Origin of the sequence: Streptomyces sp. NPDC017095 (assembly GCF_044332325.1) — a bacterium.
GTDB lineage: Bacteria > Actinomycetota > Actinomycetes > Streptomycetales > Streptomycetaceae > Streptomyces.
Window position 1 is genome coordinate 19311 of the sequence record NZ_JBIROU010000023.1, and the last position, 25567, is coordinate 44877.

Below are 25567 nucleotides of genomic sequence, written 5' to 3' on the forward strand. Positions count from 1 at the left end.
TCCCGGCCCCGGCGTTCTTCAGGGAAACACCTGAATCACCGGCGCGGGCCCCGTCCCGGCTTGATCGGCGCCGCCGCCCCGCCGCACCCTGGGGGCACTTGCAGGACCGGCGGTGGGGCCGTGAAGGCCCCACGCCTTCGGCGTGCGACCGCACCTTCCCCCGTTCCGTGGGCCGAGGCCGCACCCCCCGTCCGCCCGGCCGGGACGTTCCGGCCGGGACATCACGACTTGCCACGTGAGGGTTGTGCCATGTCACTCCACGAGGAGTCACTCAGCGAGAACGACCACCGGCCACTGTCCGGAGCCCAGGAAGGACTCTGGTACGCCGGACGGCTCGCGTCCGACAGCGCCGCGTACAACACCGCGGAGGCGGTGGAGATCCACGGCGTCCTCGACACCGGCCTGTTCGAGACGGCCCTGCGCCGGACCGTGGACGAGGCCGACACGTTCGCCCTGCGCTTCGCCGACACGGACGACGGCCCCCGCTGCCACCGGGCACCGGACGCGGACGACTGGACGCTGCGGCGGATCGACGTCAGCGACGCCGACGACCCCGAGGCCGCCGCCTGGGAGCTGGTCCGCACCGACCTCGCGACGCCGGTCGACCTGGACAAGGGGCCGCTGTTCTCGCACACCCTGCTCACCCTCGCCCCCGACCGGCACCTCTGGCTGCTGCGGGCCCACCACATCCTGCTCGACGGCTACAGCTACAAGCTCATCGGCCGCCGTCTCGCCGACACCTACAACGCGCTGGCCGAGGGACGCGAGCCCGCCCCCGGCGTCTTCGCGCCCGTGAGCCGGCTCCAGACGGAGGAGGCGGCCTACCTCGCCTCCGAGCGCCGCGTCCGCGACCGGGAACACTGGTCGCGGCGGCTGGCCGGAGCCCCGGAGCCCGCACGGCTCACCCGCCGCAGTGCCGCGCCCGTCGCCCCGTTCCTGCGGCGCACCGCCGAACTGGAGGGCGCCGACGCCCGCGCCCTGACGGACGCGGCCGCCCGGCTCGACGTCACGCGCACCGATCTGCTGACCGCCGCCGTCGCCGTCTACCTGCACCGCATGACCGGCGCCGACGACCTGGTGCTGGGCATGGCCACGATGAGCCGGCTGGGCAGCGCCGCCCTGCGGACCCCGGGCACCGCTTCCGACGTGCTGCCGCTGCGCGTGGCCGCCGGCTCCGCGACGACGGTCGCCGACCTGGTCCGGGCGGTCGCCGGGGAGGTGCGGCAGCTGCGCCGGCACCAGCAGTACCGCGGCGAGTCCATCCGCCGGGACCTGAACCTGCTGGGCACCGGGCGCCGGCTGTACGGGCCGGTGCTGAACATCGTCCCGTTCACCGAGTCCCTCGACTTCGGCGGCCACCCGGCCATCTGGCACCACCTGTCCGGCGGCGCCGTCGACGACCTCCAGATCAACGTCCGGCCCGGCACCCGGCCCGGCGACCTCTGGCTGGCCTTCGACGCCAACCCGGCCCTGTACGACGAGGACGAACTCACCCTGCACCGCGACCGGTTCCTCACCCTGCTGCGGCGGCTGGCGGACGCCGGGCCCACGACACCGGTGGGGGACCTGGACCTGCTGCTGCCCGGCGAGCATCCGCGCGACCTCCCGGTGCGGGACTTCCCGGTCACCGCGACCCTCACCGACCTGTTCGAGCGGCAGGCGAGGGCCTGGCCGGAGCGCGTCGCGGTGTCGTACGAGGGCGAACGGCTCACCTACGCCGAACTCGACGCCCGGGCCAACCGCCTGGCCCGGCTGCTGGCCGAGCGCGGGGCGGGTCCGGGCCGGGTGGTGGCGCTGGCCCTGCACCGGGGCCTCGGGCTGCTGCCCGCCCTGCTGGCCGTCCTCAAGACCGGCGCCGCCTACCTCCCCCTGGACCCCGGCCACCCGGCACAGCGGCTGCGGCTGGTCATGGACGACGCCGACCCCGTCCTCCTCGTCACCGAGACCGCTCTCGCCCCGCGCTTCACCGGCGGTGTCCCCGCCGTCGTCCTGGACGACCCCGCCGTCGGGGCGGACCTCGCCACGCGGCCGGCCGGCGGGCTCACCGACGCCGACCGCCGGGGCCCGACCGGCCCGTCGGACACCGCGTACATCATCCACACCTCCGGCTCCACCGGCCGGCCCAAGGGCGTGCCCGTGGCGCACGCCAACGTCGTCCGCCTCTTCGCCGCCGCGGCCGAGCACTTCGACCTCGGCGAGGACGACGTGTGGACGCTGTTCCACTCCTACGCCTTCGACTTCTCGGTGTGGGAGATCTGGGGCGCCCTGCTGCACGGCGGCCGGCTCGTCGTCGTCCCCTACGCAGTCAGCCGTTCGCCCCGCGACTTCCTGCGGCTGCTGCACCAGGAGGGCGTGACCGTCCTCAGCCAGACGCCGTCCGCCTTCGAACAGCTCATGGACGCGGACGCCGAACGGGCGACGGGCAGCGCCCCGGAACCGGCGGGCGCCTTGCGCTACGTCGTCTTCGGAGGCGAGGCGCTGCACCCCGCCCGGCTGCGGCCGTGGGCCGACCGGCACGGGCTGGAGAGCCCCGCGCTGGTGAACATGTACGGCATCACCGAGACCACCGTGCACGTCACCCACCACCGCGTCGTCCCGGCCGACCTGAGCGACCCCCGCCGCACGAGCGTCATCGGCAGACCCCTGGCGGACCTGCGGGTGCACCTGCTGGACGCCGCGGGCCGGCCGGTGCCGCCGGGCGCCGTCGGGGAGATGCACGTGGCCGGCGCGGGCGTGACCGGCGGATACCTCGGCCGGCCGGAGCTGACCGCCGAACGCTTCCTCGACGACCCCTACGGCCCGCCCGGCAGCCGGATGTACCGCTCCGGCGACCTGGCGCGCCGCCGCGCGGACGGCACCCTGGAGTACCTGGGCCGCGCCGACCAGCAGGTGCAGCTGCGTGGCTTCCGCGTCGAACCCGGCGAGATCGAGGCCGTCCTCGCCGCCCACCCGGACGTCGCCCGGGCCGCCGTCGTCGTCCGCCGCGCCGACAACGGCGCCCGGCAGCTCGTCGCCTACACGGTGCCCGCCGGGCCGAAGCCGCCGGCCCCGGCGGAGCTGCGCGCCCACGCCGCCGCGCACCTGCCCGAGCACATGGTCCCGGCGGCCTGCGTGAGCGTCGACGCGCTCCCGCTGACCGCCAACGGCAAGCTGGACACCGCCGCCCTGCCCGCACCCGACTTCACCGCCGCCGCGGCCGGCACCCGCCCCCGCACCCCCGAGGAGGCACTGCTGTGCCGCCTGTTCGAGGACGTGCTGCGGCTGCCCCGCGACACCGTCGGTGCCGACGCCAACTTCTTCGACCTGGGCGGCGACTCCCTGCTCGCCACCCGTCTGCTGGCCCGCCTGCGGCACGAGAACGGCGCCGAGGTGCCCATCACCGCCCTGTTCGACGGCCCCACCCCGGCCGCGCTCGCCCGGCGGCTCCCCACCGGGCCCGCCGCCGCTCCCGCCCGCCCCGCCCTCGGGGCCGCCGGCCGCCCGGAGCGCGTCCCGCTGTCGTACGCCCAGGAACGCATGTGGTTCCTCAACCGGCTCGACGGCTCGGCGGCCACCTACAACATCCCCCTGGTGGTGCCGATCGGCTCCGCCGTGGACGCCGAGGCGCTGCGCGCGGCGCTCGGCGACCTCGCCGGCCGGCACGAGAGCCTGCGGACGGTGTTCGCCGAGCGGGACGGCGCACCCCACCAGCGGATCCTGCCACCGGGGGAACTGCGCCCCCGGCTGCGCACGGTGGACTGCCCGGCCGACGAGGTCGCCGCGCACGTCGCCGCGGCCTGCCGGCACCGCTTCGACCTGACCGGTGAAAGCCCCCTCGCCGCCTGGCTGTTCGGGACCGGGGAGGAGCGGACGCTGCTGCTGGTGCTGCACCACGGCGCGGCCGACGGCTGGTCGCTGCGCCCCCTCGCCGACGACCTGACCACCGCCTACGCGGCCCGCCGGGCGGGCCGCGCCCCGGCCTGGGAACCGCTGCCGGCGCAGTACGCCGACTACGCCGTCTGGCAACGCGCCCTGCTCGCCCCCGGACCCGACGGTCCGGGACGCCTCGAACGGCTGACCGCGCACTGGCGCGAGGCACTGGCCGGACTGCCCGAGGAGTGCACACCGCCCGGCGACCGGCCCCGCCCCCGGACACCGCGCGGCGCCGGCGCCCATGCCACCCGGACCGTGGACGCCGCCCTCCACCGGGACCTGCTCGGCCTGGCCGACCGGGAGGGCACCAGCCTGTTCATGGTGCTGCACGCCGTGGTGAGCGCCCTGCTGACCCGCTGCGGCGCCGGCGAGGACATCGTCGTCGGCACCCCCGTCGCGGGACGCTCCGAACCCGCCCTGGACGACCTGATCGGCCTGTTCACCAACACGGTCGTCCTGCGCGCCGACACCTCCGGCGACCCCGCCTTCCGGGAACTGCTCGCCCGGGTGCGCCCGCGCGACCTGGCGGCCCTGGACCACCAGGACCTGCCCTTCGACCGGCTCGTGGACGAACTCAACCCGCCCCGCCGCCCCGGCCGCCATCCCCTGTTCCAGGTCATGCTCGCCCTGCAGAACAACGAGCCCGCCGTCCTGCGGCTCGACGGCCGCGAGGTGCCGCTGCGGCCCACCGCCACCGGCACCGCCAAGTTCGACCTCTTCGTCGACGTCCTCGAACGGCACGGCGCCGACGGCACGCCCGACGGGCTCGACCTGCACCTCGAGTACGCCACGGACCTGTACGACGCCGCCACCGCCGAAGGCTTCGCCGGCGCCCTGCGGGAAGCACTGCGCGCGGTGAGCGCGGACCCGGACCGCAGGATCGGCGACCTGCCCGCGCCGCCCCGGCGCACCCCGGCCGCGCCCCGCGAGGCCGGCGCCGCCGAGCTGGCCGACGCGGCCCTGTCCGTGCCCGGCATCCGCGACGCGGCCGTCCTGCCCGGCTCCGACGGCACGCCGCCGCACCTGTACGTGGTGCCCGGCCGCGCGGACGCCGCCGAGCGCGTCGAACAGGTCCTCGACGAGGCCGGTCACGGGACCGTCCACGTCACGGCGGTCAACGCCCTGCCCCGCACCGGCGACGGCGCGCTCGACACCGACGCGCTGCGCGCCCTGCCCCTGGCCGACCGCGCCGCCGCCGAGTCCTGGCGGCAGCACCTCGCCCGGGTTCCCGGCGTGCGCACGGCCGAGGCCGTGGCGGAGGCCGTCCCCGGGGAACTGGGCCGCCGGCACGCCGGACTCCCGCGCCGCACCGCCGAGCCGCAGGCGGCCGGCGGCCCCCGCACGGCGGCCGGGACCGTCCCGGCGCTGAGTGAAGGCCCGGAACTGGCCGAACCGGCCGTGTCCGGCTGGGCGCAGGCCCTCGTCCGCGCCGCCGAGCGGGACCACGGCGACATCGTGCACGTGCACGCCGACGGCGGCGAGACGCGGCGCAGCTACGCCTCCCTGGTCACGGAGGCCTCCCGGGTGCTCGCCGGACTGCGGCGGGCCGGGCTGCGCCCCGGTGACCAGGTGATCCTCCAGTGCGACGCCACCGAGGACTTCCTCGCCGTACTGTGGGGCTGCCTCCTCGGCGGTTTCGTCGCGGTCCCGCTGACCGTCCCCTCCTCCTACGCCACCTCCTCGGCGGCGCTGACCAAGCTGGAGGGCATCTGGCGGATGCTCGGCCGGCCCTGGATGGTGTGCTCGGCGGGGCTGGAATCCGGACTGCGCGACCTGGCGGCCCGCCAGGCCTGGCCCGGGCTGCGGCTGACGACCGCCGACGCGCTGCGTGACGCGCCCGAGGACCGCGACTGGTACGCCGCCCGGCCCGACGACCTCGTCCTGATGCTGATGACGTCCGGCAGCACCGGCCTGCCCAAGTCCGTGCGCCTGACCCACCGCAACGTGCTGACCCGGTCCGCCGCCACCGCGGCCATGAACCGGCTCGGCGAGCGGGACGTCTCCCTGAACTGGATCCCGCTCGACCACGTCACCGGCGTGGTGATGTTCCATCTGCGCGACGTGTACCTGGGGTGCCGGCAGATCCACGCGCCCACCTCCTGGATCCTCGCGGATCCGCCGCGCTGGATGGACCTCGCCCACCGGCACCGGGTCACCGTCACCTGGGCGCCCAACTTCGCCTTCGGACTCCTGGCCGGGCAGGCCGACCGCTTCCGGGACCGCGAGTGGGACCTGACCCCGATGCGGCTGGTGATGAACGCGGGCGAGGTCGTGGTGGCCTCGGCCGCCCGCCGGTTCCTGCACACGCTGGAGCCGTTCGGACTGCCGCAGGACGTGATGCACCCCGGCTGGGGCATGTCGGAGACCTGCTCGGTGGTCACCGACGCCGTGCTGCCCGCCGAACCGCCGGGCACCGACGAGACCTTCGTCAGCTGCGGCCGGCCCTACCCCGGCTTCGCCATGCGGATCGTCGACGAGCAGCACACCGTGCTCGCCGAAGGCGAGGTCGGCCGGCTCCAGGTCCGCGGCACCTCCGTGACCGGCGGCTACCACGACAACCCGGCCGCCAACGCCGAGGCGTTCACCGACGACGGCTGGTTCGACACCGGCGACCTGGCCTTCCTGCGCGACGGCGAGCTGTACATCACCGGCCGCGCCAAGGACGTCATCATCGTCAACGGCGTCAACCACTACAGCCACGAGATCGAGGCCTGCGTCGAGGAACTGCCCTACGCCGTCCGCAGTTTCACCGCCGCCTGCGCGGTGCGCTCCGACCCCTCGGCGACGACCGACGAACTCGCCCTCTTCGTCCACCTCGCACCCGGGCACGACCCCGCCACCGCGCTGCGGGAGATCGCCGGCAAGGTGACCCGGGAGACCGGCGTCACCCCCGCCTTCCTCGTCCCGGTCGACGCCGGCGCCATCCCGAAGACCGAGATCGGCAAGATCCAGCGGACCAGGCTGCGCAAGAGCTTCGAGGCGGGCGCCTTCGACGACGCGGTCCGCGAGGCCCAGCTGCTGCTGGGCTCCGCCGCCACCCTGCCCGACTGGTTCCTGCGGCCGGTGTGGCAGCGGGCCGACCGCCACCGCCCGCATCCGGGGGCAGCCGGCCGGCACGTGCTCGTCCTCGCGGGCGGCGACCCGCGGGCCCATGACCTCGCCCGGCGCCTGGCGCGGTCGGTGCGCGCCGGCGGCGGACTGTGCACCGAGGTCACCGAGGGTGAGTCGTACGCCCGTACCGACGCCGCCCACTACCTGGTCCGGTCCGCGGCCGAGGCCGACCACACGGCGCTGCTGCGGGCCCTGGCCGACGACGGGCGACCGGTCGACGCCCTCGTGCACCTCGGCGCGCTGCACACCGGCGAGGCCGCCGACCCGGCGTCCGCCCACGCCCGCACCGCGCCGCTGCTCGCGCTCGCCCGGGCCCTCGCCGCCCGGCCCGGCGAGCAGCGCCCCCTGGACCTGCTGTACGTGACGGCGGGCGCCCAGGCGGTCACCGCCGAGGACCGGCCCGCACCGGCGCACGCCCTGGCCGGAGCCATACTGAAGTCCCTGCGGGAGGAGACCGGCGGCCTGCGGTGCGTCCACCTCGACCTCGACCCGCACGGCGACGAGGACCCCGTACCCCTGCTGCTCGCCGAAGTGACCGGCACCCCCGCCGACACCGAGGTCGCCCGCCGCGGCGGACGGCGCCTCGTACGGCGGCTGGCCCCGCTGCCCGAGCCGGCACCCCGCGCCGAACCGTCCCACGCCGACGGCTTCCACCTGGTCAGCGGGGGACTGGGCGGGGTCGGCACCGAAGTCGCCGCCCACCTGCTGCGGACGCCCGGCACCCGGCTCCTCGTCCTCGGCCGGACCCCGCTGCCCGCGGAGGACACCTGGCCGCGGCACCTGGCCGCCTCCGGACCCCTGGCCGCCCGCATCGAGGCGTACCGGCGGCTGCGCGAACTCGGGGAGATCCGGTACGCGTGCGCCGACGTCACCGACGAGCGGCAGGTGCGGGACGCCGTCCAGGCGGCCGGCGAACACTGGGGCGCGCCCCTGGTGTCGGTGTTCCACCTGGCCGGGACGTTCGACGAACGCCCCGTCGGCGAACTGGACGCCGCCGCCTGGGCCGGGGCCCTGGACGCCAAGGTGCGCGGCGCCTGGACCCTGCACCGCGTCAGCGCGGACCACCCGGTCGGCACCTTCGTCACCTTCTCCTCGGTGAACGGCTACTTCGGCGGCGCCTTGAACACCGCCTACGCCGCCGCCAACGCCTACCTCGACGCGCTCGCCCTGCACCGCCGCGCCCAGGGGCTGCCCGCGCAGAGCCTGGCCTGGAGCATGTGGCGCGAACGCGGCATGAGCAGCGGCTACCGGCTCACCGCGCTCACCGAGGCCCGCGGCTACCGGGTCCTGGACACCACCGCCGCGCTGCGCTCCTTCGACCTGGCCCGCACCCTGGACGAACCCCACCTGCTGATCGGCGCCGACCGCAGCGCTCCCTGGGTCCGCAGCCACGTCCTCGAAGCCGCCCGGCAGGTGCGGCGACTTGCCGGACGCGTCGCCCTGGAGGAGGGCGCCGACCTCGGCGCGCTCCACCGGGCCGCCGCCGACGCCGCCGGCGGGGACCACTGGGTGCTGCGCGCGGCCGGCGGCACCGAGCAGCCGACGACCGCCTCCCGCACGGAGGAGCGGCTGCGCGACCTGGAGAACCGGCTCGCCGGCCTGTGGTGCGACGTCCTGGGCCGCGACCGGGTCGGCCGGGACGAGAACTTCTTCGACCTGGGCGGCAACTCGCTGCTCCTGGTCGCCGCCCAGAACGCCGTCAACCGGACCTTCGGCTGCGAGCTGACGGTCGTCGACCTCTTCGCCCACCCCACCGTGCGCGACCTGGCCCGCCACCTGTCGGCGCGGACCGGACCCGAGCCCGGTCACGCCCCGGCGCCGCCGGCCCCGCGGACGCCACCGGAGCCCCCCGCGACCGGGCCGAACGACCTGGACCGCGCCAAGGAACGAGCCCAGCGGCAGCGTGCGGCCCGCGCCCGCCGCTCCGCCCGGCACGGGAAGGACCAAGGCCATGCCTGAGACCACCGGACCGCAGGACGAACAGATACCGGCCGTCGCCGTGATCGGCATGGCGGCACGCCTGCCCGGCGCGGACGACCTGGACGCGTTCTGGGACAACCTGGCCGCCGGACGCGAGTCGGTACGGCCCATCACCGACGCGGAATTCCTGGCCGCGGGCGGAACCGAGCGCGACCTCACGGACCCCACGCTGGTGCGCATGGTGTCCGTGGTCGAGGGCATCGACCGCTTCGACTCCGGGTTCTTCGGCTACAGCCCCGCCGAGGCCGCCGTCGTCGACCCCCAGCAGCGGCTGCTGCTGGAGACGGCCTACCACGCCCTGGAGGACGCCGGGTGCCTCGGCCCCGGCTCCGGGACCGGCGCGTTCGGCGTGTACGCGGGCAGCGGTGACAGCCGCTACTACCCGTCCCACGTGTACCCGCGCTACGCCGGGCGGCCCGGGTCGGTGGAACTCGTGCACGCGGCCACCGCCAACTCCCTGGGCACGCTCGCCACCCGCGTCTCCTACGAACTGGGGCTGACCGGCCCCAGCGTGTCCCTGCAGACGGCCTGCTCCACCGCGCTCGTCGCGGTGCACACCGCCTGCCAGGACCTGCTCGACTACCGGTGTGACACCGCGCTCGCCGCAGCCGTCTCCCTCAACCCCTCCGCGTTCCTCGGCTACCGGCACGTGCCCGGCGGCCCCTTCTCACCCGACGGCCACTGCCGCGCGTTCGACGCGGACGCGGCCGGCACCTCCTCCGGCGACGGCGTCGGCGCCGTCGTCCTCAAACGGCTGGAGGACGCCCTCGCGGACGGCGACCGCATCCGCGCCGTCATCCGGGGCAGCGCCGTCAACAACGACGGGCGTCGCAAGGTCGGCTTCAGCGCGCCCAGCGCCGCCGGACAGACCGAGGTCATCCTCGCGGCGCAGGCCCAGGCGATGACCGACCCCGCCACCATCGGCCTGGTCGAGGCACACGGCACCGCCACGCGCCTGGGCGACCCCATCGAGGTGGCCGCGCTGACCGAGGCGTTCCGCCAGTCCACGCGGCGCCGCGGCTACTGCGCCCTGGGCTCGGTGAAGACCAACATCGGCCACCTGGGGGCGGCCGCCGGCATCGCCGGGCTCATCAAGGCCGTCCTGGCCCTGGAACACCGGCAGATCCCGCCGAACCTGCACTTCGAACGGCCCAACCCGCACATCGACTTCGCCTCCGGACCGTTCCGGGTGCCCACCATCCTTGAGGACTGGCACGCGGACGGACACCCCAGGCGGGCCGCCGTCAGCGCCTTCGGCATCGGCGGCACCAACGCCCACGTCATCCTGGAGGAGGCGCCGTCCGCCCCGTCCGCCCCGCCCCGGGAGCCCGCGGACGGCCGCCGTCTGGTGCTGCCGCTGTCGGCGCGCACGGCCGACGCCCTGCGCGGCCAGGCCGAGGCACTCGCCCGCCACCTGGAGAAGCGACCGGACCTGCGCCTGGACGACACGGCGCACTCCCTGCGCGCCGACCGGCCCGCGCTGCGCCACCGCCTGACCGTGACCGCCGCCTCCCGGGAGGAGGCCCTGTCCGCCCTGCGCACCGCCGTGCCCGGCACCCCGCCGGTGACGGACGAGCCGGCCCGGGTGGCGTTCCTCCTGCCGGGCGGCGGCACCCAGTACCCGGGCATGGGCGCGGGCCTGTACCGCGAGTACGACGTCTACCGCGACACCGTCGACACGTGCGCGCGCATCCTGCGCCCCGCCCTCGGCGGCGACGTCCGCGAGGCCCTGCTGGAGCGCCGTGAGGCCGACGGCACGACCATGTTCCTCGCCCTGGTGGTCACCGAGTACGCCCTCGCCCGCACCCTCATGGCGGCGGGGGTGCGCCCGGACGCGCTCATCGGCCACTCCCTGGGCGAGTACACGGCCGCCTGCCTGGCCGGGGTCCTCGACCTGGAGGAGATGCTGCCCCTGGTCACCGAGCGGGCCCGGCTCATCACCTCCGCCGGAGGAGCGACCGTCGGGGTCGCGGCACCCGCCGAGGAAGTGCTGCCCCTGCTCGGCGCCGACCTGTCCCTCACCGCGGTGAACGGGCCCGCCGCCTGCACCGTCGCCGGACACGAGGACGCCGTCGCGCGCTTCGAGGCGGAACTCGGCCGCCGGGGCGTCCCGTTCCGCCGGCTGCGCATACCGGTGGCCGCCCACTCCCACGTCCTGGACCCCGTACTGGAGACGTACGAGACGCACCTGCGCGGTGTCACCCTGCGCCCGCCGCGCATCCCGTTCGTCACCAACGTCACCGGCACCTGGATCACCGACGCGCAGGCGACCTCGGTCCGGCACTGGATCGACCACACCCGCGACACCGTGCGCTTCGCCGACGGCATCACCGCGCTGTGGGACACGCGGCCCGTCCTGGTCGAGATCGGGCCCGGGGACACGCTGACCAGGCTGGCCGCCGCCCAGCTCGCCCAGGAGGCGCCGGTGACGGTCACCACCATGCGGCACGCCAAGGCCGAAGCGGACGACGGGTTCGTCCTCGCCGAGGCGCTGGGCCGGCTGTGGAGCGCGGGCGTGGACACCGCGCTGCCCCCGGTGCCGGGCACGCCCCGGCGCGTCCCGCTGCACCCCTACGCCTTCGCGCGGCACCGGCACTGGATCGACGCCCCGGGCGCCCGCACGGGCCCCGGCACGCCGGACACCGGGGCCGCGGCGCAGGCCGGTCCGGCCCTCGGCCCCCGGCCGCGCCTGACGACCGAGCACGTGCCCCCGCGCACCGGGCGCGAGCAGGCGGTGACCCGGGTGTGGGAGGAGACCCTCGGCATCGGCGGCATCGGCGTCCACGACAACTTCTTCGACCTGGGCGGCGACTCCATGCGCGCCGTCGTGCTCGTGGGCCGGCTGCGGCAGGCCGACGTGCTCGACGTGCCCGCCGCCGCGTTGCTGGCCGCGCCCACCGTGTCCGGCCTCCTCGCGGCGGCCGACGACACCTCGGCGCGGGCGTCCGGTGGCGGCTCGAACGCGCTGGCTCCGCTCCTGCCGCTGCGGGCGCGGGGCGGCGCCGCCCCGCTGTTCTGCGTCCACCCCGGGGCGGGCGTGTCCTGGCGGTACACGGGGCTGCTGCCCCATCTCGGCGGTGACCAGCCGGTCTACGGCATCCAGGCCGCCGGCCTCGACGGCACCCGCCCGCCCGCCCCGGACGCGGCAGCCATGGTCGCCTCCTACGTCGACCTGGTGCGCGAGGTGCAGCCGCGCGGCCCCTACCGGCTCCTGGGCTGGTCCTACGGAGGTTTCGTGGCGCACGCGATGGCCTGCGCCCTCCAGGAACGCGGGGAGCGGGTGGAGCTGCTGGCCATGCTGGACGCCCCGCAGCCGCACGGCATGCGGTACGACGAGCCGGCGGTGGAGCGGCAGGTGGCCTCCCTGCTGATGCGGGTGACCGGCCCGGCCGGGGCACCGGGCGCGGCCGAGGCGCCGGACGTGGCGGCCGTCCTCGCCCGCATCGACGCCGGCCTGGCGGCCGACCCGACGAGTTCGCCGGTCACCCGGGCCGAGGCCGAGGCCATCGCCGCGGTCATGCGCAACAACCTGCGCCTCGCGCACCAGTTCACGCCCGGTGTCTTCCGCGGGGACGTGCTGTTCTTCAGCGCCGCGCGGGAGGAGGCCACCGGCTTCCCCGGCGACCTGGCCGTGCTGCCCGGCAAGGCCGACAGCTGGCGGCCCCACGTCCAGGGGACCCTGCACGACCACCGGGTGCCCTGCGGCCACTACGAGATGACCGAGCCCGAGCCCATCGCGCTGATCGGCGCCGCGGTCGCCAAGGCGCTGCGCGGGCCGGCCGGCTGACGGCCCGCTCCCCGTCCCGGGGGACGCGGCCGTCCGCGAACCCCCGGGACCGCTCGACGTGATGCACCGCCCGGCGGAAGGCCGGCGCCACCGAGGAGTCACGCCTCGATGGCGCCGGCCTTCCGGGTGTGGCACGGGTAGGGGGCAGAGGTGCGAGACGTCCGGCCGGGCGGGAAGCACACCCGAGCCGGCATGGACGTTCCAGCGGGGGCGGCGGAGGAGGCGGCGGTGCCTCGGTCCTCGTCTCCCACCCGTCGGCCCCCGCCGTGCGCGCGCACCCGCGGCGGGCGGACCCCGCACGGAGGCGGCGGCGAAGAGCGGGCGCGCCCCCGTGGCGCACCGGCATACGCCGACGGCCCCCGTCCCGCGCGTCGACGCGCGGGACGGGGGCCGTGAGGGCCGCCGGTCAGCGGCCGGCCCAGCCGAGGACCGTACTGAAGACGCCCGCGCCCACCGCCACCACCTCGACGCGCACGGCGAGCGCCGGGCCGCGCCGGGTCGCGATCCGCAGTCCGCGGGCGAGGGGGCGCGCCCGCAGGTCGCGCAGGTTGGTGAGCACCCCGGCGGGCAGCGCCTCCGGCCCGGTGTGCAGGGCCTTCCACGCCGCTTCCTTCGCCGAGAACAGCGAGGTCACCGACCACGGCACCGCGTCCGGTCCGGGAACGCGCAGCAGGTCCGCCTCGTCCTCGCACAGGACCAGCCGCGCCGCCGCGGCCGGCAGTCCGCGCAGCTCCAGATCACAGCCGAGCGGGAGGTCACGGTCCGGGGCCCGGGCCACGGCCACCGCGACCCCCGCACTGTGCGTGATCGAGGCCGCCCGTCCGGGAGGGAACCGCGGCAGCCGGCCCTCCCGCGGGATCTGCCCGCAGTCCAGTCCCACCGCGCGCAGCGCGCGCCGTGCGGCGAGCCGGCCGGCCAGGAACTCAAGCCGCCGCCGCTCCGGCATGGCAGCGGCGGCGGCCTCCTCGGCGGGCCCCGCGGCGACTGCCCGCGGGTCCGAGACGACGGCGATGCCCAGCCCGAGCCCGGCCGCCGCCCACGCGGGCCGCAGCGGGCGGAGCCGGGCGGCCACCACGGCACCGGGCTCGGCCGCCGCGCGGGGGAGCGTGCCCACGGGGCGGCGGCCGGCCGGCGCCGGGCGGTCGGACGGGCGCACCGGTCAGGCCCGCAACAGTTTCTTGACGATCTTCCCGGCGGGGTTGCGGGGCACCTGCTCGATGAACTCCACCCGCCGCGGACGCTTGTACGGCGCGAGCAGCCGTCCCACATGGGCGAGCAGCTCCGTGGCCCCGGTGCCCGGCTCGGCGGCGACGTACGCCAGCGGTACCTCGCCGTAGTCCTCGTCGGGCATGCCGACGACCGCGGCGTCCCGGACCGCCGGATGGGACATCAGGGCCCGCTCGATCTCCGAGGGGTACACGTTCTGCCCCGCCCGGATGATGACGTCCTTGGTGCGGTCCACCAGGTGGATACGGCCCTCGTCGTCGACGAACCCCAGGTCACCGGTGCTGATCCAGCCGTCGCGGCTGATCTCCCGCGTGGCCTCCGGGTCGTTCCAGTACCCCTGCATGACACCCGGTCCGCGCACCACGATCTCACCGATCGCACCGCGGGGGACCTCCCGTCCGGCCTCGTCGACCGCGCGGGCGGACATGCCCGGGATCACCCGTCCGCAGGGGATGCGGGCGGTGACGTCCCCGGGGGCCGGGTGCTCGTCGGGACCGAGGGTGACGAAGGGACCGCCGACCTCCGTCATGCCGTAGACCTGCCGGAAACCGCAGCCCAGGCGCTCCACGGCCGCGGCGTACACGTCCAGGGGCATGGGCGCGGCGCCGTAGAGGATCTCCCGCAGCGACGACAGGCCGGCGCGCTCGGCGCCCTTGGCCTGGAGCAGGAAACGGAGCATCTGCGGGACCAGCCACATGTGGGTGGCACGGTGCTCCTCCACCGCCGCCAGGGCGCGCTGCGGGGTGAACCCGGGCATGAGCACGAGGGTGGCGCCGGCGGCCAGGTAGGTCAGGGACACCACCATGCTGCCGTGGTAGAGGGGGCAGCAGTTGACCATGACGATGTCGTCGGTGGGGCGTGCCATGACCAGCCAGCCCAGGGCGATGGCACGGAACGACGCGCTGTCGACCGTGACGCCCTTGGCCTGCCCGGTCGTCGCCGAGGTGTGCAGCACGGCGATCGGGTCGGTGTCGGCGACCTCGGGCAGGTCGCGTTCGGCGGCCAGGGTGCCCAGGGCCTCGAACGCCGGCTTGTCCAGGGCCATCCTGATCCGCACCGACGCCGGCAGCTCGCGATGGCGGTCCAGCAGCTCCGACTCGCCGAGGACGGCCACCGCCCCGACGCGTTCGATGATGCCGGTGACCTCCGGCGCGGCCAGACTGTGGTTCAGCGGGACGAACAGCGCGCCGAGCCGGGCGAGCGCGAAGTAGGCCTCCAGGACCTCGACGCGGTCCTTGGACAGCACCGCGACCCGGTCCCCGCGCTCGATGCCCAGCTCGGCCAGCCCGAGGGCGAGTTCACGCGTGCGGTCGTACAGCTGCGACCACGTGAGCCGGCGCCGCTCGTCGACCAGCGCCGGCCGGTCGGGCCGGCACTGGCGGTTGCGCTCCAGCAGCTGTGTCAGCCACATCACGCACCGCCGGCGCCGACGGCGGACCGCTCCGCCGTGAACCGCTCGTAGTCGGCGATCGAACGCAGCCCCTCCATGTCGTCGGCGGTGATCTCCACCCCGAGCCGCTGTTCGACGAGCAGGACCAGACGCACCAGGTCGCCGGAGTCGATGCCGCTCGCGGCGAGGTCGACGTCGTCACCGATCCGCTCGGCGTCGGCGAACTCCTCGGTCCCGGTGAGTTCGACCAGCAACTGCCTGATGGTGCTCATGTTCTCCCCTTCCGCCGCAGCCGGTGGCCGCCGGGCGCTCTTCGTGGGTGCGGTGTCACCCGAACAAGAGGCCCGCCCCGCGCACGGCGATCCCCACGGCCCGGCGTGAGCTTTGTCACGCGCCCGCACCGGTCGGTGCGGGGATAGCCGGGCCCGTGCGGGACCTCTTTCCGAGACGGAGACCGCGCCCCCCGGCCCGCCCGGCGCAACGGGCGCCACCACCCGCCGGGTGTGCCGCACCCCGGGAATCGCCGAAGGAGTGATGCCAGTGCCCAGGCCAGACGTCCGGTCCACAGGCCGGTACGTGACCGCCGTGGCGGAGACCGGCCGCGGAGGCGCCGCGTGAGCGCACAGCCGGCCGCCCCCGCGCCCGCCGCGTCCGACGAACTGCTCGCGCACTTCGACGGCCTCATCGCCGCGGGGGAGACGATCGAGCCCCGGGACTGGATGCCCGACGGCTACCGCCGCATGGTGATCCGTCAGATCGCGCAGCACGCCCACTCCGAGATCATCGGCATGCAGCCGGAGGGCGCCTGGCTCACCCGGGCGCCCTCCCTGCACCGCAAGTCGGTGCTCATCGCCAAGGTCCAGGACGAGGCCGGGCACGGGCTGTACCTGTACTCCGCCGCCGAGACCCTGGGCGTGGACCGGGCCGACCTGCTCGACGCCCTGCACCGGGGCCGGCAGCGGGCCTCGGCGACGTTCAACCACCCCGCGCTGACGTGGGCGGACACCGGCGCCATCGCCTGGCTGACGGACGGCGCCGCCGTCATCAACCAGGCCCCCCTGTGCCGTACGTCCTACGGGCCGTACGCACGGGCGATGCGCCGCGTCTGCCAGGAGGAGGCCTTCCACGTGCGGCAGGGCTACGACCTCCTGCGCGCCCTGTGCGAGGGCACGCCGGAACAGAAGGCGATGGCCCAGGACGCGGTGAACCGCTGGTGGCTGCCGGCCGTGGCGCTGATGTTCGGCCCGCCCGACACCGAGGCGGGCGGCGCCGACGCCCGCACCGTGGCACTCGGCGCCGCGGTCTCCCGCCGCGCCATGGCCTGGGGCATCAAGCGGCACACCAACGACGAGCTGCGCCAGCGCTTCGTCGACGTCTGCGCCCCGCAGGCCGAACGCCTCGGGCTCACCCTCCCGGACCCGGCCGTCCGCTGGAACGAGGAGCGCGGTCACTACGACTTCACGCCGGTCGACTGGGACGTCTACCGCGCGGCGCTCGGCGACGACACGCACTGGTCCCGGCAGCGCGTCGCACACCGGCGCGCGGCGCACGACGACGGCGCGTGGGTACGGGAGGCGTCCGCGGCGTACGCCGCGCGCTTCGGCACCGACGGCGCGCCCCCGCCCCCGGACGCGGGCACGGACCCGGAGACCGGCACGGACCCGGAGACCGGCACGGACGCGGGCACGGACCCGCGTGCGGACGCGGCCCGCGGGGTGCGGGCAGGGGCGGGTGAGCGCGGATGAGCCGGCAGCGGGAAGGCGCCCCGGCGTCCTGGGAGGTCTTCCTCAGGCCCCGCCGGGGCCTCGCCCACCAGCACGCGGGGTCCGTGCGCGCCGCCGACGCGGACACCGCCCTGCTGCGGGCCCGGGATCTGTACACCCGGCGCGGCGATCCGCTGTCGCTGTGGGTGGTCCGCTCGGACGCCGTGCACGCGGCCTCCCCGGACGAACGCGACCCGTTCTTCGCGGGCGCCCGCCACAAGCCCTACCGGTACCCGGAGCAGTTCGCGCCACTGACCGAGGAAGGCCCCGACGGTGACCCTCTCGACTGACCTCGCCCCGGCCACCGGAGCCGGCCGGGCCGACGCCCATCTCGCCGTGCACCTGCTGCGCCTCGGCGACGACGCCCTCGTCCTCGGGCAGCGGCTGTGCCAGTGGATCACGCGGGCGCCGGCCATCGAGGAGGACATGGCGCTGTCCAACATCGCCCTCGACCTGATCGGCCACGCCCGCACGCTGCTCACCCTGAGCGGACAGGTCGACGGAACCGGCCGCGGCGAGGACGACTTCGCCTTCACCCGCGGCGACCGCGAGTTCACCAACGCCCTGCTGACCGAACTGCCCAACGGGGACTTCGCGGCGACCGTCGCCCGGCAGCTCGCCTACACCCACTACGCCGTCCTGTACTACGAGGCCCTGGCCGGCTGCGCCGACGCGCGGCTGGCCGGGTTCGCAGAACGCGCCGCCAGGGAGGTGGCCTTCCACCGGATGCACGCCGACACCTGGACGCTGCGGCTGGGACTCGGCACCCCGGAGAGTTCCGGCCGTATGCAGCGGGGCCTGGAGCGGGTGTGGCCCTACACCGCCGAGCTGTTCGACGAGGACGAGGTACTGCGCCACCTGGTCGCGGCGGGCACGGTGCCCTCGCCGGCCCCGCTGCGCCCGGAGTGGGAACGGCGGGTCGGCGCGGTCGTGACCCGGGCCGGCCTGACCCCGCCGGTCCCGCACTGGCAGGCCCGGGGCGGCCGGGCGGGGCTGCACACCGAGGAGTTCGGACCGCTGATCGCCGAGATGCAGTCGGTGTACCGCCAGTTCCCGGGGGGCCGCTGGTGACCGCCCGGAACCTCCCCGCGGCGCCTGTGGCACCGCCCCGTGCGGTACCGGAGGCCTCCGGGTCCGGCGTACCCCTGCGTCCCGTCGGCGCGGTGGCGCGGGTCCGGGACCTGGTGGAGGCACTGCCCGATCCGGAGCTGCCGATGGTGAGCCTCGGCGACCTCGGCATCATCCGCTCGGTCGGCCCGGCCGCCGACGGAGTGCTCGAAGTGGAGATCACCCCGACCTACCTGGGCTGCCCGGCACTGCCCGCCATCGTCTCCGCCATCCGGGAGGTGCTGGCCGCGAACGGCCACCCCGGTGGACGGGTACGGCAGGTGCTGTCCCCGCCGTGGACGACGGAGCGCGTCACCGTGGCCGGCCGGGAGAAACTCGCCGCCCACGGCATCGCCCCGCCCGCACCCGCCCCGGCCGGCGGCCCGGTCCCCGTCGCACTGGCCCGGGTGCCCTGCCCGCACTGCGGCTCCCGGGCCACCCGGCCGCACAGCGCCTTCGGACCGACCCGCTGCCAGTCGGTACTGCGCTGCACGGCATGCCAAGAGCTGTTCCCCCACCTGAGCGCGCTGTGAGGCGGACCGTGAACACCATCGACTCCTCGGGCACCTCCGCCCCCGCAGCCTCCTCGCGCCCCCTGCGCACCGGCTGGTACCGGCTCAGGGCCACCGAGGTCCGGCACCTGCCCGGGGACGCCGTCGCGGTCACCCTGGAGGTGCCCGGGACCCTGCGCGAGGTCTTCGCCCACCGGCCCGGCGAGCACGTCGTGATCCGGCACCGCGTCGCCGGCGCGGAACTGCGCCGCAGCTACTCGGTGTGCCCCCCGCCCGGCGACCCGGACGCGCTGCGCCTGGTGATCAAACGCGGCGCACCCGGCGGCTTCGGCGCCCATGCCGCCACCGCTCTGGCACCGGGCGACGTCCTCGAACTCTCGCCGCCCACGGGCGCGTTCGCGCTGCCCGAGCTGCCCGGCGGCCATCACGTCCTGATCGGCGGCGGCTCCGGCATCACCCCGCTCGCCGCCATGGCCGCCACCGCCCTGCGCGAGGACCCCGCCTGCCGCGTCTCCCTTGTCCACTCGGTCCCGATGTCCGCCGACGCCCTGCTCGCCGACGAACTGGCCGAACTCAAGGACGCGTTCGTCGACCGCCTCACCGTCCTGTACGTCCTGACCCGCGAGGAGCACGGCAGCGGGCTGCCGGGCCGGCGGATCGACGGCGCGACGCTGCCGCGCCTGCTCGGCGCGGTCGACGCCCGCCCCGGCCCCGGCACCACGTTCGCCCTGTGCGGCCCGGCCGGTCTGGTCGTCGCGGTGCGCCGGGCGCTCACGGCCCGGGGCGCCGACGCGGCCCTGACCCGCTGGGAGACGTTCACTCCCGCCGGCACCCGGCCGCACGGCGCGCCGCCCGACCCGCCGGAGACCGCCGTGCAGGAGACCCGGACCCGCGTCACCGCGCTGCTCGGCGGCCGCCGCCGCCCGGCGACCGCCGGACCCGAGGACGACACGGTCCTCGACGCCCTGCTGCGCACCCACCCCGACGTGCCCTACGCCTGCCGTGAGGGCGTGTGCGGCAGTTGCCGTGCCCGCGTCCTGTCCGGCCGGGTGACGACGGGACCCCAGTACGCCCTCGACGCCGAGGACATCGCCGCGGGCTACACGCTCGTGTGCAGGGCCCGGCCGCTCGGCACCGAACTCACCCTCGACTTCGACGCCTGACCCGGCGCACATCCCGTGCGCCCAGGCTCCCCGCCCACTCGCCCGAAGGAGACGACGTTGACCACCACCCTGCGGCACGAGGGCAGAACCGCCCTGGTCACCGGAGGCAGCCGCGGAATCGGCCGGGCCATCAGCCGGCGCCTGGCCCGGGAGGGCGCCCTCGTGGCCGTCCACTACGGGCACGACGAGGCGGCGGCCGAGCGCACGGTCGAGGAGATCCAGGACGACGGCGGCCGCGCCTTCGCCGTCCACGCCGAACTCGGCGTCCCCGGGGACGCCGACACGCTCTGGGAGGCGTTCGACCGGGCCCTGGCCGGCCAGGACGCGCACCCCGGCGTGGACATCCTCGTCAACAACGCCGGCATCACCCTCCCGCGCCGGATCGCCGACGTGACCGAGGCGGACTACGACCGGGTGTTCGCCATCAACTCCAAGGCACCGTTCTTCATCGTCCAGCGCGCACTGGACCGGCTGCGCGACGGCGGCAGGATCGTGAACGTCTCCTCGGTGGCCACCCGCGTCGCCTTCCCCGCGATCGTCGCCTACACCATGACCAAGGCCGCCCTGGACTACCTCACCCTCTCCCTCGCGCAGGAACTCGGCCCCCGGGGCATCACCGTGAACAGCGTCGCCCCCGGCTACACCGAGACGGAGATCAACCCCACGCTGAGCATCCCGGAGATCCGGCAGAGGTACTCGGACGCCTCCGTGTTCGGGCGGCTCGGCCGGCCTGTGGACATCGCCGACGTCGTGTCCTTCGTGGCGAGCGACGACGCCCGCTGGGTGACCGGCCAGTGGATCGACGCCTCCGGCGGCGTCCACCTCGGCGTATGAGACAGCCGCCCGGCCACCCCGCCCCCTCTCCCGTTCCCCACGGCCGGCGGCCCGCCCCGGCCGCACGACCCTGCTCCCGGCCCATGGCAGCACCAGGAGACGCCGTGAACGACAGCACGTCCGCCGCCCCGCCCCTCGCGGACGACCCCGACCCGCTGACCCAGCCCTTCCCCGGCGCGAGCCCCTACGACACCTACGTGCGCGCGTCCGTCCTCAACACACTCCAGCACCCCCTCACCGAGGCCCCCGACGAGATGGGCTTCCTGGTCACCACCCAGGTGATGGAGCTGTGGTTCACCCTGACCGTCCACGAGTGGCGCACCGCCGCAAACGCCTTCGCCAAGGACGACCTGCACCCGGCCATGGACGCCCTGGTGCGTAGCCGCCGCGTCCTGACCGCCCTCAACGCCGCCTGGGCGCCGATCGCCGCCCTGACACCCGCCCAGTTCAACGGGTTCCGCGCCGCGTTCGGCCGCGCGTCCGGCTTCCAGTCGGCCATGTACCGGCACATGGAGTTCCTCCTCGGCGACAAGTCCGCCGGGATGCTGCGCCTCCACCAGGGCGACGCCGCGGTCCACGAGGGACTCGCACGGACCTACCGTGAACCGTCCCTCTACGACGAGGTGCTGCGCTTCCTGCACCGGGAGGGCCTGCCCGTCCCCGGGCACGTCCTGGACCGGGACGTCACCGCCCCGTACACCCCGGACCCGGGCGTGGCCGAGGCGTGGCGGCGGGTGTACGCCGGCCCGCAGTACCACCCGCTGCTCGCCTTGGGCGAACTGCTCACCGACATCGCCGAACTCGTCGCACGCTGGCGCTTCGACCACGTCATGGTCGTACGCCGCGCCATGGGCACGAAGTCCGGCAGCGCCGGTTCCACCGGACTGGCCTGGCTGGAGCGGCGCGCCGGCCGCCCCGTCTTCCCCGAGCTGTGGGAGGTGCGCGGTGGTCTCTAGGACCGTCTCCGCCTTCGCGGCCGAGGAAGAGAAGCGGGTGCTGAGCCTGAAGCCGGTCCTGGCACCGTTGCACGGCTCCTACGGCGACCACCCCCACCAGGTCTACGACGCCTGGCCCGCCCGGGACCCCGGCGCCCCGCTGGTGATCCTGCTGCACGGCGGCTACTGGCGCTACGACCGGATGCACCTGACCCCCTTCGCGGCCTACCTCCGGGAGCAGGGCTTCGACGTCCTGCTGCCGGGCTTCCGCCGGTCCGGGGGCGCCGGCGGCTACCCCGAGACGTTCGACGACGTCGCCCGGATCGTGGACACCCTGTCCCAGGGACGGCCGTACCTCCTGGCGGGGCACTGTTCGGGCGGCCACCTCGCCCTGTGGTGCGCGGCCCGCGGCCTGCTGCCGCCCGGCTCGCGCTGGCACACCACCGGCCTGCCGGCCGGCGTCCTGGCGCTCGCCCCGCTCACCGACCTCGCCGCCACCCGCCGCGACGGCCTCAGCAACGGCGCAGCCCTGCAACTCCTCGGCGGCGAGGACGTGTTCGAGGAACGGCTGCCCTCGGTCGACCCCCTCACCCTGCTGCGCGAGGCGGGCACGACCGGCGTGCCCACCGTGCTGCTGCACGGCGCCGTCGACGAGGAGGTCCCGCTCACCCAGTTCGCCGACTACGCCGCCGTACACCGTGACCTGAAAACCATCGTGCTGCCCGGCACGGGCCACTACACACTCATCGAACCGGGCGCGCCCGGTGCCCGGGCGGTCGCCGACACCCTGGGGGAGATGTCGGCTGCCTTCGGCGCACGGCGCCCGCACCACGACAGCCGGAAGGCCCCCCAGACGTGACGACCACCCTCGCCGCACTCGACGAACAGGCCGCCCGGCTCGACGCCGACGACCACCTGGCCCCTCTCCGGGAGCGGTTCCTGCTCCCGGACGACCTCGTCTACCTCGACGGCAACTCCCTGGGCCCCCTGCCCGCCGCCGTCCCCCAGGCCCTGGGCGACGCCGTGTCCCGGCAGTGGGGCACCGACCTGATCCGCTCCTGGAACACCAACGGCTGGTGGGACGCCCCCCTGCGGGTGGGCGACGCCGTCGGCCGCCTCCTCGGCGCGGCGCCGGGGCAGACCCTGGCGGGGGACTCCACCAGCGTGCAGCTGTTCACCGCGCTCAGCGCCGCCGCCGCGCTGCGCCCCGGCCGGACCCTGCTCGTCACCGACCCCGGCCACTTCCCCACCGACCGGTACCTGGCCCAGTCGGTGGCCGACCGCCAGGGCCTCGACGTACGGCGGATCGCCCCGGCCGACCTGGCACCGTTCCTCGCCGCCGAAGGCGAGCGCGTCGCCGTGGTCAGCTACTCGCCCGTCGACTTCCGCACGGGGGAGCTGTACGACATGCGGGCGCTGACCGACGCCACGCACCGCGCCGGCGCGCTGGCCCTGTGGGACCTGTGCCACGCGGCGGGCGCGCTGCCCCTGCACCTCGACGCCCTCGGCGTGGACTTCGCCGTCGGCTGCGGCTACAAGTTCCTCAACGGCGGCCCGGGCGCACCGGCGTACCTGTACGCGGCCCGCCGCCACCACGAGGCGCTCCGGACCCCCCTGGCCGGCTGGACCGGCCACGCCGACCCCTTCGGGCTGAACCGCGACTACACACCCGCACCGGGCATCGCCCGCGCCCGCATCGGCACCCCGCCGATCCTGTCCCTGCTCGCCCTCGAAGCCGCGCTCACCGTCTTCGACGGCGTCGACCTGGCCCAGGTCCGGGCCAAAAGCCTGTCACTGACGGACTTCTTCCTGCACTGCGCCACCGAACTCCTCACCCCCCTCGGCTTCGAACCCGTCACCCCGTCCGATCCCGCACGCCGCGGCAGCCACGTCGCCCTGCGCCACCCCCACGCCCACGGCCTGACCCAGGCGCTGGCGGACCGCGGTGTGATCATCGACATGCGCGCCCCGGACCTGCTGCGCTTCGGCGTGAACGCCCTCTACACCACCCACCGGCACCTGCTCGCCGCCGCCCGTCACCTGCACACCATCGCCCGGACAAGCGCCTACGACCCGCAGCCCGCCCGGCCCGGCCCGGTCACCTGAGACCCACCGCCCGTGCGGGGTGAACAGGTGCTCCGCGGGCTGGTGCCGCCGGTGTCCGCCACCCGCGTCCGGTGGCGGACACCGGCACCGGGGAAGGCGTCGCCTTCTCGCTCACCTCGCGTCCTGTCGCCGCGCGCTCCGCGGTCCCGGTCTCAGCCGAGGAGGGTCTCACCGATGGCGGAGCCGGGCGCGACACCGTAGTCCTCGGGGCCGAAGACACGGACGCCGCTCGTACTCACTCCGGCGCCGGTGCCCCGGAACTGCCAGAGGCCGCCGCTGCCCTGATTGCGGTAGACGTCCTCGCCGGGGGCGGTGACGGCGAGGTCAGCTCTGCCGTCGCGGTCGAAGTCGGCGAGGCGGACCCGGGAGCCGAAGACGTCGTTGTGCTCGGCGCTGCCGGGGACACCGGCGGTGTCCTGCGAGTAGCGGGCGGCGCCGGTGGTGGTGAGCCCGCCGGCGCCGCCGCGCAGCACCAGCACGTCACCGGCCCTGCTGTGGCGGCCGAGGGACTCGTAGGGGACGCCGACGGCGAGTTCGGCGCGGTGGTCACCGGTGATGTCGGCGATGGACAGCGCCGCGCCGAACTCGTCGTCCTTCTCGTCGGTGCCGGGGACGCCGGCGGTGTCCTGGTGGTAGACGCGGCCCGCGGGGGCGAGGCCGCCGGAGAGGGAGCGATTGCCGTAGCGGACGGTGACGTAGCCGGAGCCGTGGCTGGGGTCGGCCAGTCCGTTGGGATTGAGGCGGGGGTCGGACACGGCAACGGCGAGGTCGTCGCGGCCGTCGCCGTCGAGGTCTCCGGCCGCGACGGTGTCTCCGCCGGCCAGGCGGGCCTCGGCGGTGAAGGAGCCGGCGTCGCCGGTGCCCGGGGCCTGGCCGAAGACGAAGGTGTCCTTCTGCTGGACGACGGCCAGTTCGTCCTTGCCGTCGCCGGTGAAGTCCCCGGCCGCGAGGTGCCCGCCGGAGGTGGGGCCGGGGCCGGTCACCTCACGGCCGGCCGGGGCCTTGGCGCGGGTGAACGTGCCGGAGTAGAGCCGCAGCGAGGACTGACCGCTCACGGCGACGTCCGGCGCGGAGTCGCCCGTGAAGTCGCCCACGGCGAGGGAGGCACCGAACATGCGCGAGGGGTACGCCGGCCCCGGGGGCAGGGCGAGGCCGCCGCGCAACGGTGAGGGACCGCCCCACAGCACGGTCACCGAGCCGTTGAGCGAGGTGCCGGCGGTCCGGTCTCCCTCGGCGCCGACCAGCAGGTCGGCGTAGCCGTCGCGGTTCAGGTCGCCACTGGCGATGCTGCCGCCGAAATGGTCCTGGTAGCCGGGCGCGCCGGCGACGCCGGGGGAGTTCTGCGTGAGGGTGACGTGCTTGCCGGTCAGGCCGTGCGCCGAGCCGAAGGTGACGAGCACGGCACCGGCCTCCGTCTTGCCGCCGACCGTCTTCGACGGCATGCCGACGGCCAGGTCCCGGTATCCGTCGCCGTTGAAGTCATCGGCCGGCCGGGCCGGAGCGGCGACGGCACGGTCCGCCGAGACGGCCGGCAGGCCGCCGGTCACGGAAGCCACTACGGCCGCTGCCAGGACGAACCGGACCAAGTTACGCACGAAAGCCTCCTGCACCCGCGGGCGCCGGCCGGCACCCGCGAAGTCGAAACACGATCCGCACCGGTCTCCCGCGGACTGCCCGCCGGATCACCCGATGCATGGTGAAGAAGAGACTCCTCACCGGCCCCGATGGTTGCGCGTCAGA

The 25567-nt window shown here is 75.7% G+C and carries 15 protein-coding genes; 11 read left to right on the forward strand and 4 right to left on the reverse strand.

Annotation, left to right across the window (positions count from 1 at the left end; all coding sequences use genetic code 11):
• Positions 1 to 249 precede the first annotated feature (249 nt).
• Together ACH4OA_RS32005 and ACH4OA_RS32010 are read left to right on the forward strand one after the other, a co-directional pair.
• Complete coding sequence (locus ACH4OA_RS32005) at positions 250 to 8982, forward strand: amino acid adenylation domain-containing protein (protein ID WP_397972835.1); 8733 nt, start codon at positions 250 to 252, stop codon at positions 8980 to 8982.
• Positions 8975 to 12790, forward strand: coding sequence for a type I polyketide synthase (locus ACH4OA_RS32010; protein ID WP_397972838.1), 3816 nt, complete (start codon positions 8975 to 8977; stop codon positions 12788 to 12790). Before ACH4OA_RS32005 ends, ACH4OA_RS32010 begins: the two co-directional genes overlap by 8 nt.
• Before the next feature lie 406 nt (positions 12791 to 13196).
• Here the strand turns inward: ACH4OA_RS32010 and ACH4OA_RS32015 are convergent, their stop codons facing one another.
• From ACH4OA_RS32015 to ACH4OA_RS32025, 3 genes are read right to left on the reverse strand one after another with little or no spacing between them, the layout of a single operon-like run.
• Complete coding sequence (locus ACH4OA_RS32015) at positions 13197 to 13904, reverse strand: enterobactin synthetase (RefSeq protein WP_397935714.1); 708 nt, start codon at positions 13902 to 13904, stop codon at positions 13197 to 13199.
• Between the two features lie 45 nt (positions 13905 to 13949).
• Positions 13950 to 15428: a class I adenylate-forming enzyme family protein gene (locus tag ACH4OA_RS32020; protein ID WP_397935713.1), complete on the reverse strand. Its 1479-nt coding sequence runs from the start codon at positions 15426 to 15428 to the stop codon at positions 13950 to 13952.
• Positions 15428 to 15679 (reverse strand): acyl carrier protein, encoded by a 252-nt coding sequence (locus ACH4OA_RS32025; RefSeq protein ID WP_365881798.1) that lies wholly within the window; start codon positions 15677 to 15679, stop codon positions 15428 to 15430. The genes ACH4OA_RS32020 and ACH4OA_RS32025 overlap by 1 nt, the downstream gene beginning before the upstream one ends.
• 342 nt (positions 15680 to 16021) lie before the next feature.
• On the opposite strand from ACH4OA_RS32025, the gene paaA reads away from it, so the two are divergent.
• The 9 genes from paaA to kynU all read left to right on the forward strand — a co-directional run bounded on the left by paaA (position 16022) and on the right by kynU (position 23827).
• Positions 16022 to 17152 (forward strand): 1,2-phenylacetyl-CoA epoxidase subunit PaaA, encoded by a 1131-nt coding sequence (gene paaA / locus ACH4OA_RS32030; RefSeq protein ID WP_397972841.1) that lies wholly within the window; start codon positions 16022 to 16024, stop codon positions 17150 to 17152.
• Positions 17149 to 17460 (forward strand): 1,2-phenylacetyl-CoA epoxidase subunit PaaB, encoded by a 312-nt coding sequence (paaB, locus tag ACH4OA_RS32035; protein WP_397935711.1) that lies wholly within the window; start codon positions 17149 to 17151, stop codon positions 17458 to 17460. The genes paaA and paaB overlap by 4 nt, the downstream gene beginning before the upstream one ends.
• Positions 17461 to 17506: 46 nt before the next feature.
• A complete protein-coding gene (gene paaC, locus ACH4OA_RS32040; RefSeq protein WP_397946506.1) occupies positions 17507 to 18241 on the forward strand; it encodes a 1,2-phenylacetyl-CoA epoxidase subunit PaaC in 735 nt (244 codons plus the stop codon).
• Between the two features lie 92 nt (positions 18242 to 18333).
• Positions 18334 to 18810 carry a 1,2-phenylacetyl-CoA epoxidase subunit PaaD gene (paaD, locus tag ACH4OA_RS32045; protein WP_397946365.1) on the forward strand — a complete coding sequence of 159 codons (477 nt, stop codon included), beginning with the start codon at positions 18334 to 18336 and terminating at the stop codon, positions 18808 to 18810.
• 8 nt (positions 18811 to 18818) lie between these two features.
• Positions 18819 to 19952 carry a 2Fe-2S iron-sulfur cluster-binding protein gene (locus tag ACH4OA_RS32050; protein ID WP_397972844.1) on the forward strand — a complete coding sequence of 378 codons (1134 nt, stop codon included), beginning with the start codon at positions 18819 to 18821 and terminating at the stop codon, positions 19950 to 19952.
• A 57-nt stretch (positions 19953 to 20009) separates the two neighbouring features.
• Positions 20010 to 20786, forward strand: coding sequence for an SDR family oxidoreductase (locus tag ACH4OA_RS32055; RefSeq protein ID WP_397935706.1), 777 nt, complete (start codon positions 20010 to 20012; stop codon positions 20784 to 20786).
• Positions 20787 to 20890: 104 nt separating this feature from the next.
• On the forward strand, positions 20891 to 21742 hold the full coding sequence (locus ACH4OA_RS32060; protein WP_397972846.1) for a tryptophan 2,3-dioxygenase: 852 nt from the start codon (positions 20891 to 20893) through the stop codon (positions 21740 to 21742).
• Positions 21732 to 22580: an alpha/beta hydrolase family protein gene (locus ACH4OA_RS32065; RefSeq protein ID WP_397972848.1), complete on the forward strand. Its 849-nt coding sequence runs from the start codon at positions 21732 to 21734 to the stop codon at positions 22578 to 22580. The genes ACH4OA_RS32060 and ACH4OA_RS32065 overlap by 11 nt, the downstream gene beginning before the upstream one ends.
• Positions 22577 to 23827, forward strand: a complete 1251-nt coding sequence (kynU, locus tag ACH4OA_RS32070) for a kynureninase (protein ID WP_397972851.1) — start codon at positions 22577 to 22579, stop codon at positions 23825 to 23827. The genes ACH4OA_RS32065 and kynU overlap by 4 nt, the downstream gene beginning before the upstream one ends.
• A 152-nt stretch (positions 23828 to 23979) precedes the next feature.
• Here the strand turns inward: kynU and ACH4OA_RS32075 are convergent, their stop codons facing one another.
• The gene (locus ACH4OA_RS32075; RefSeq protein WP_397935699.1) at positions 23980 to 25422 is read right to left on the reverse strand and encodes an FG-GAP-like repeat-containing protein; all 1443 of its coding nucleotides are present in this window, start codon (positions 25420 to 25422) and stop codon (positions 23980 to 23982) included.
• Positions 25423 to 25567 lie beyond the last annotated feature (145 nt).

Excerpts from the sequence above, each read along its gene's own strand:
- ACH4OA_RS32005 (WP_397972835.1), top strand. The coding sequence starts at position 250 with ATGTCACTCCACGAGGAGTCACTCAGCGAGAACGACCACCGGCCACTG.
- ACH4OA_RS32010 (WP_397972838.1), top strand. The coding sequence starts at position 8,975 with ATGCCTGAGACCACCGGACCGCAGGACGAACAGATACCGGCCGTCGCC.
- ACH4OA_RS32020 (WP_397935713.1), bottom strand. The coding sequence starts at position 15,428 with ATGTGGCTGACACAGCTGCTGGAGCGCAACCGCCAGTGCCGGCCCGAC.
- ACH4OA_RS32025 (WP_365881798.1), bottom strand. The coding sequence starts at position 15,679 with ATGAGCACCATCAGGCAGTTGCTGGTCGAACTCACCGGGACCGAGGAG.
- paaB (WP_397935711.1), top strand. The coding sequence starts at position 17,149 with ATGAGCCGGCAGCGGGAAGGCGCCCCGGCGTCCTGGGAGGTCTTCCTC.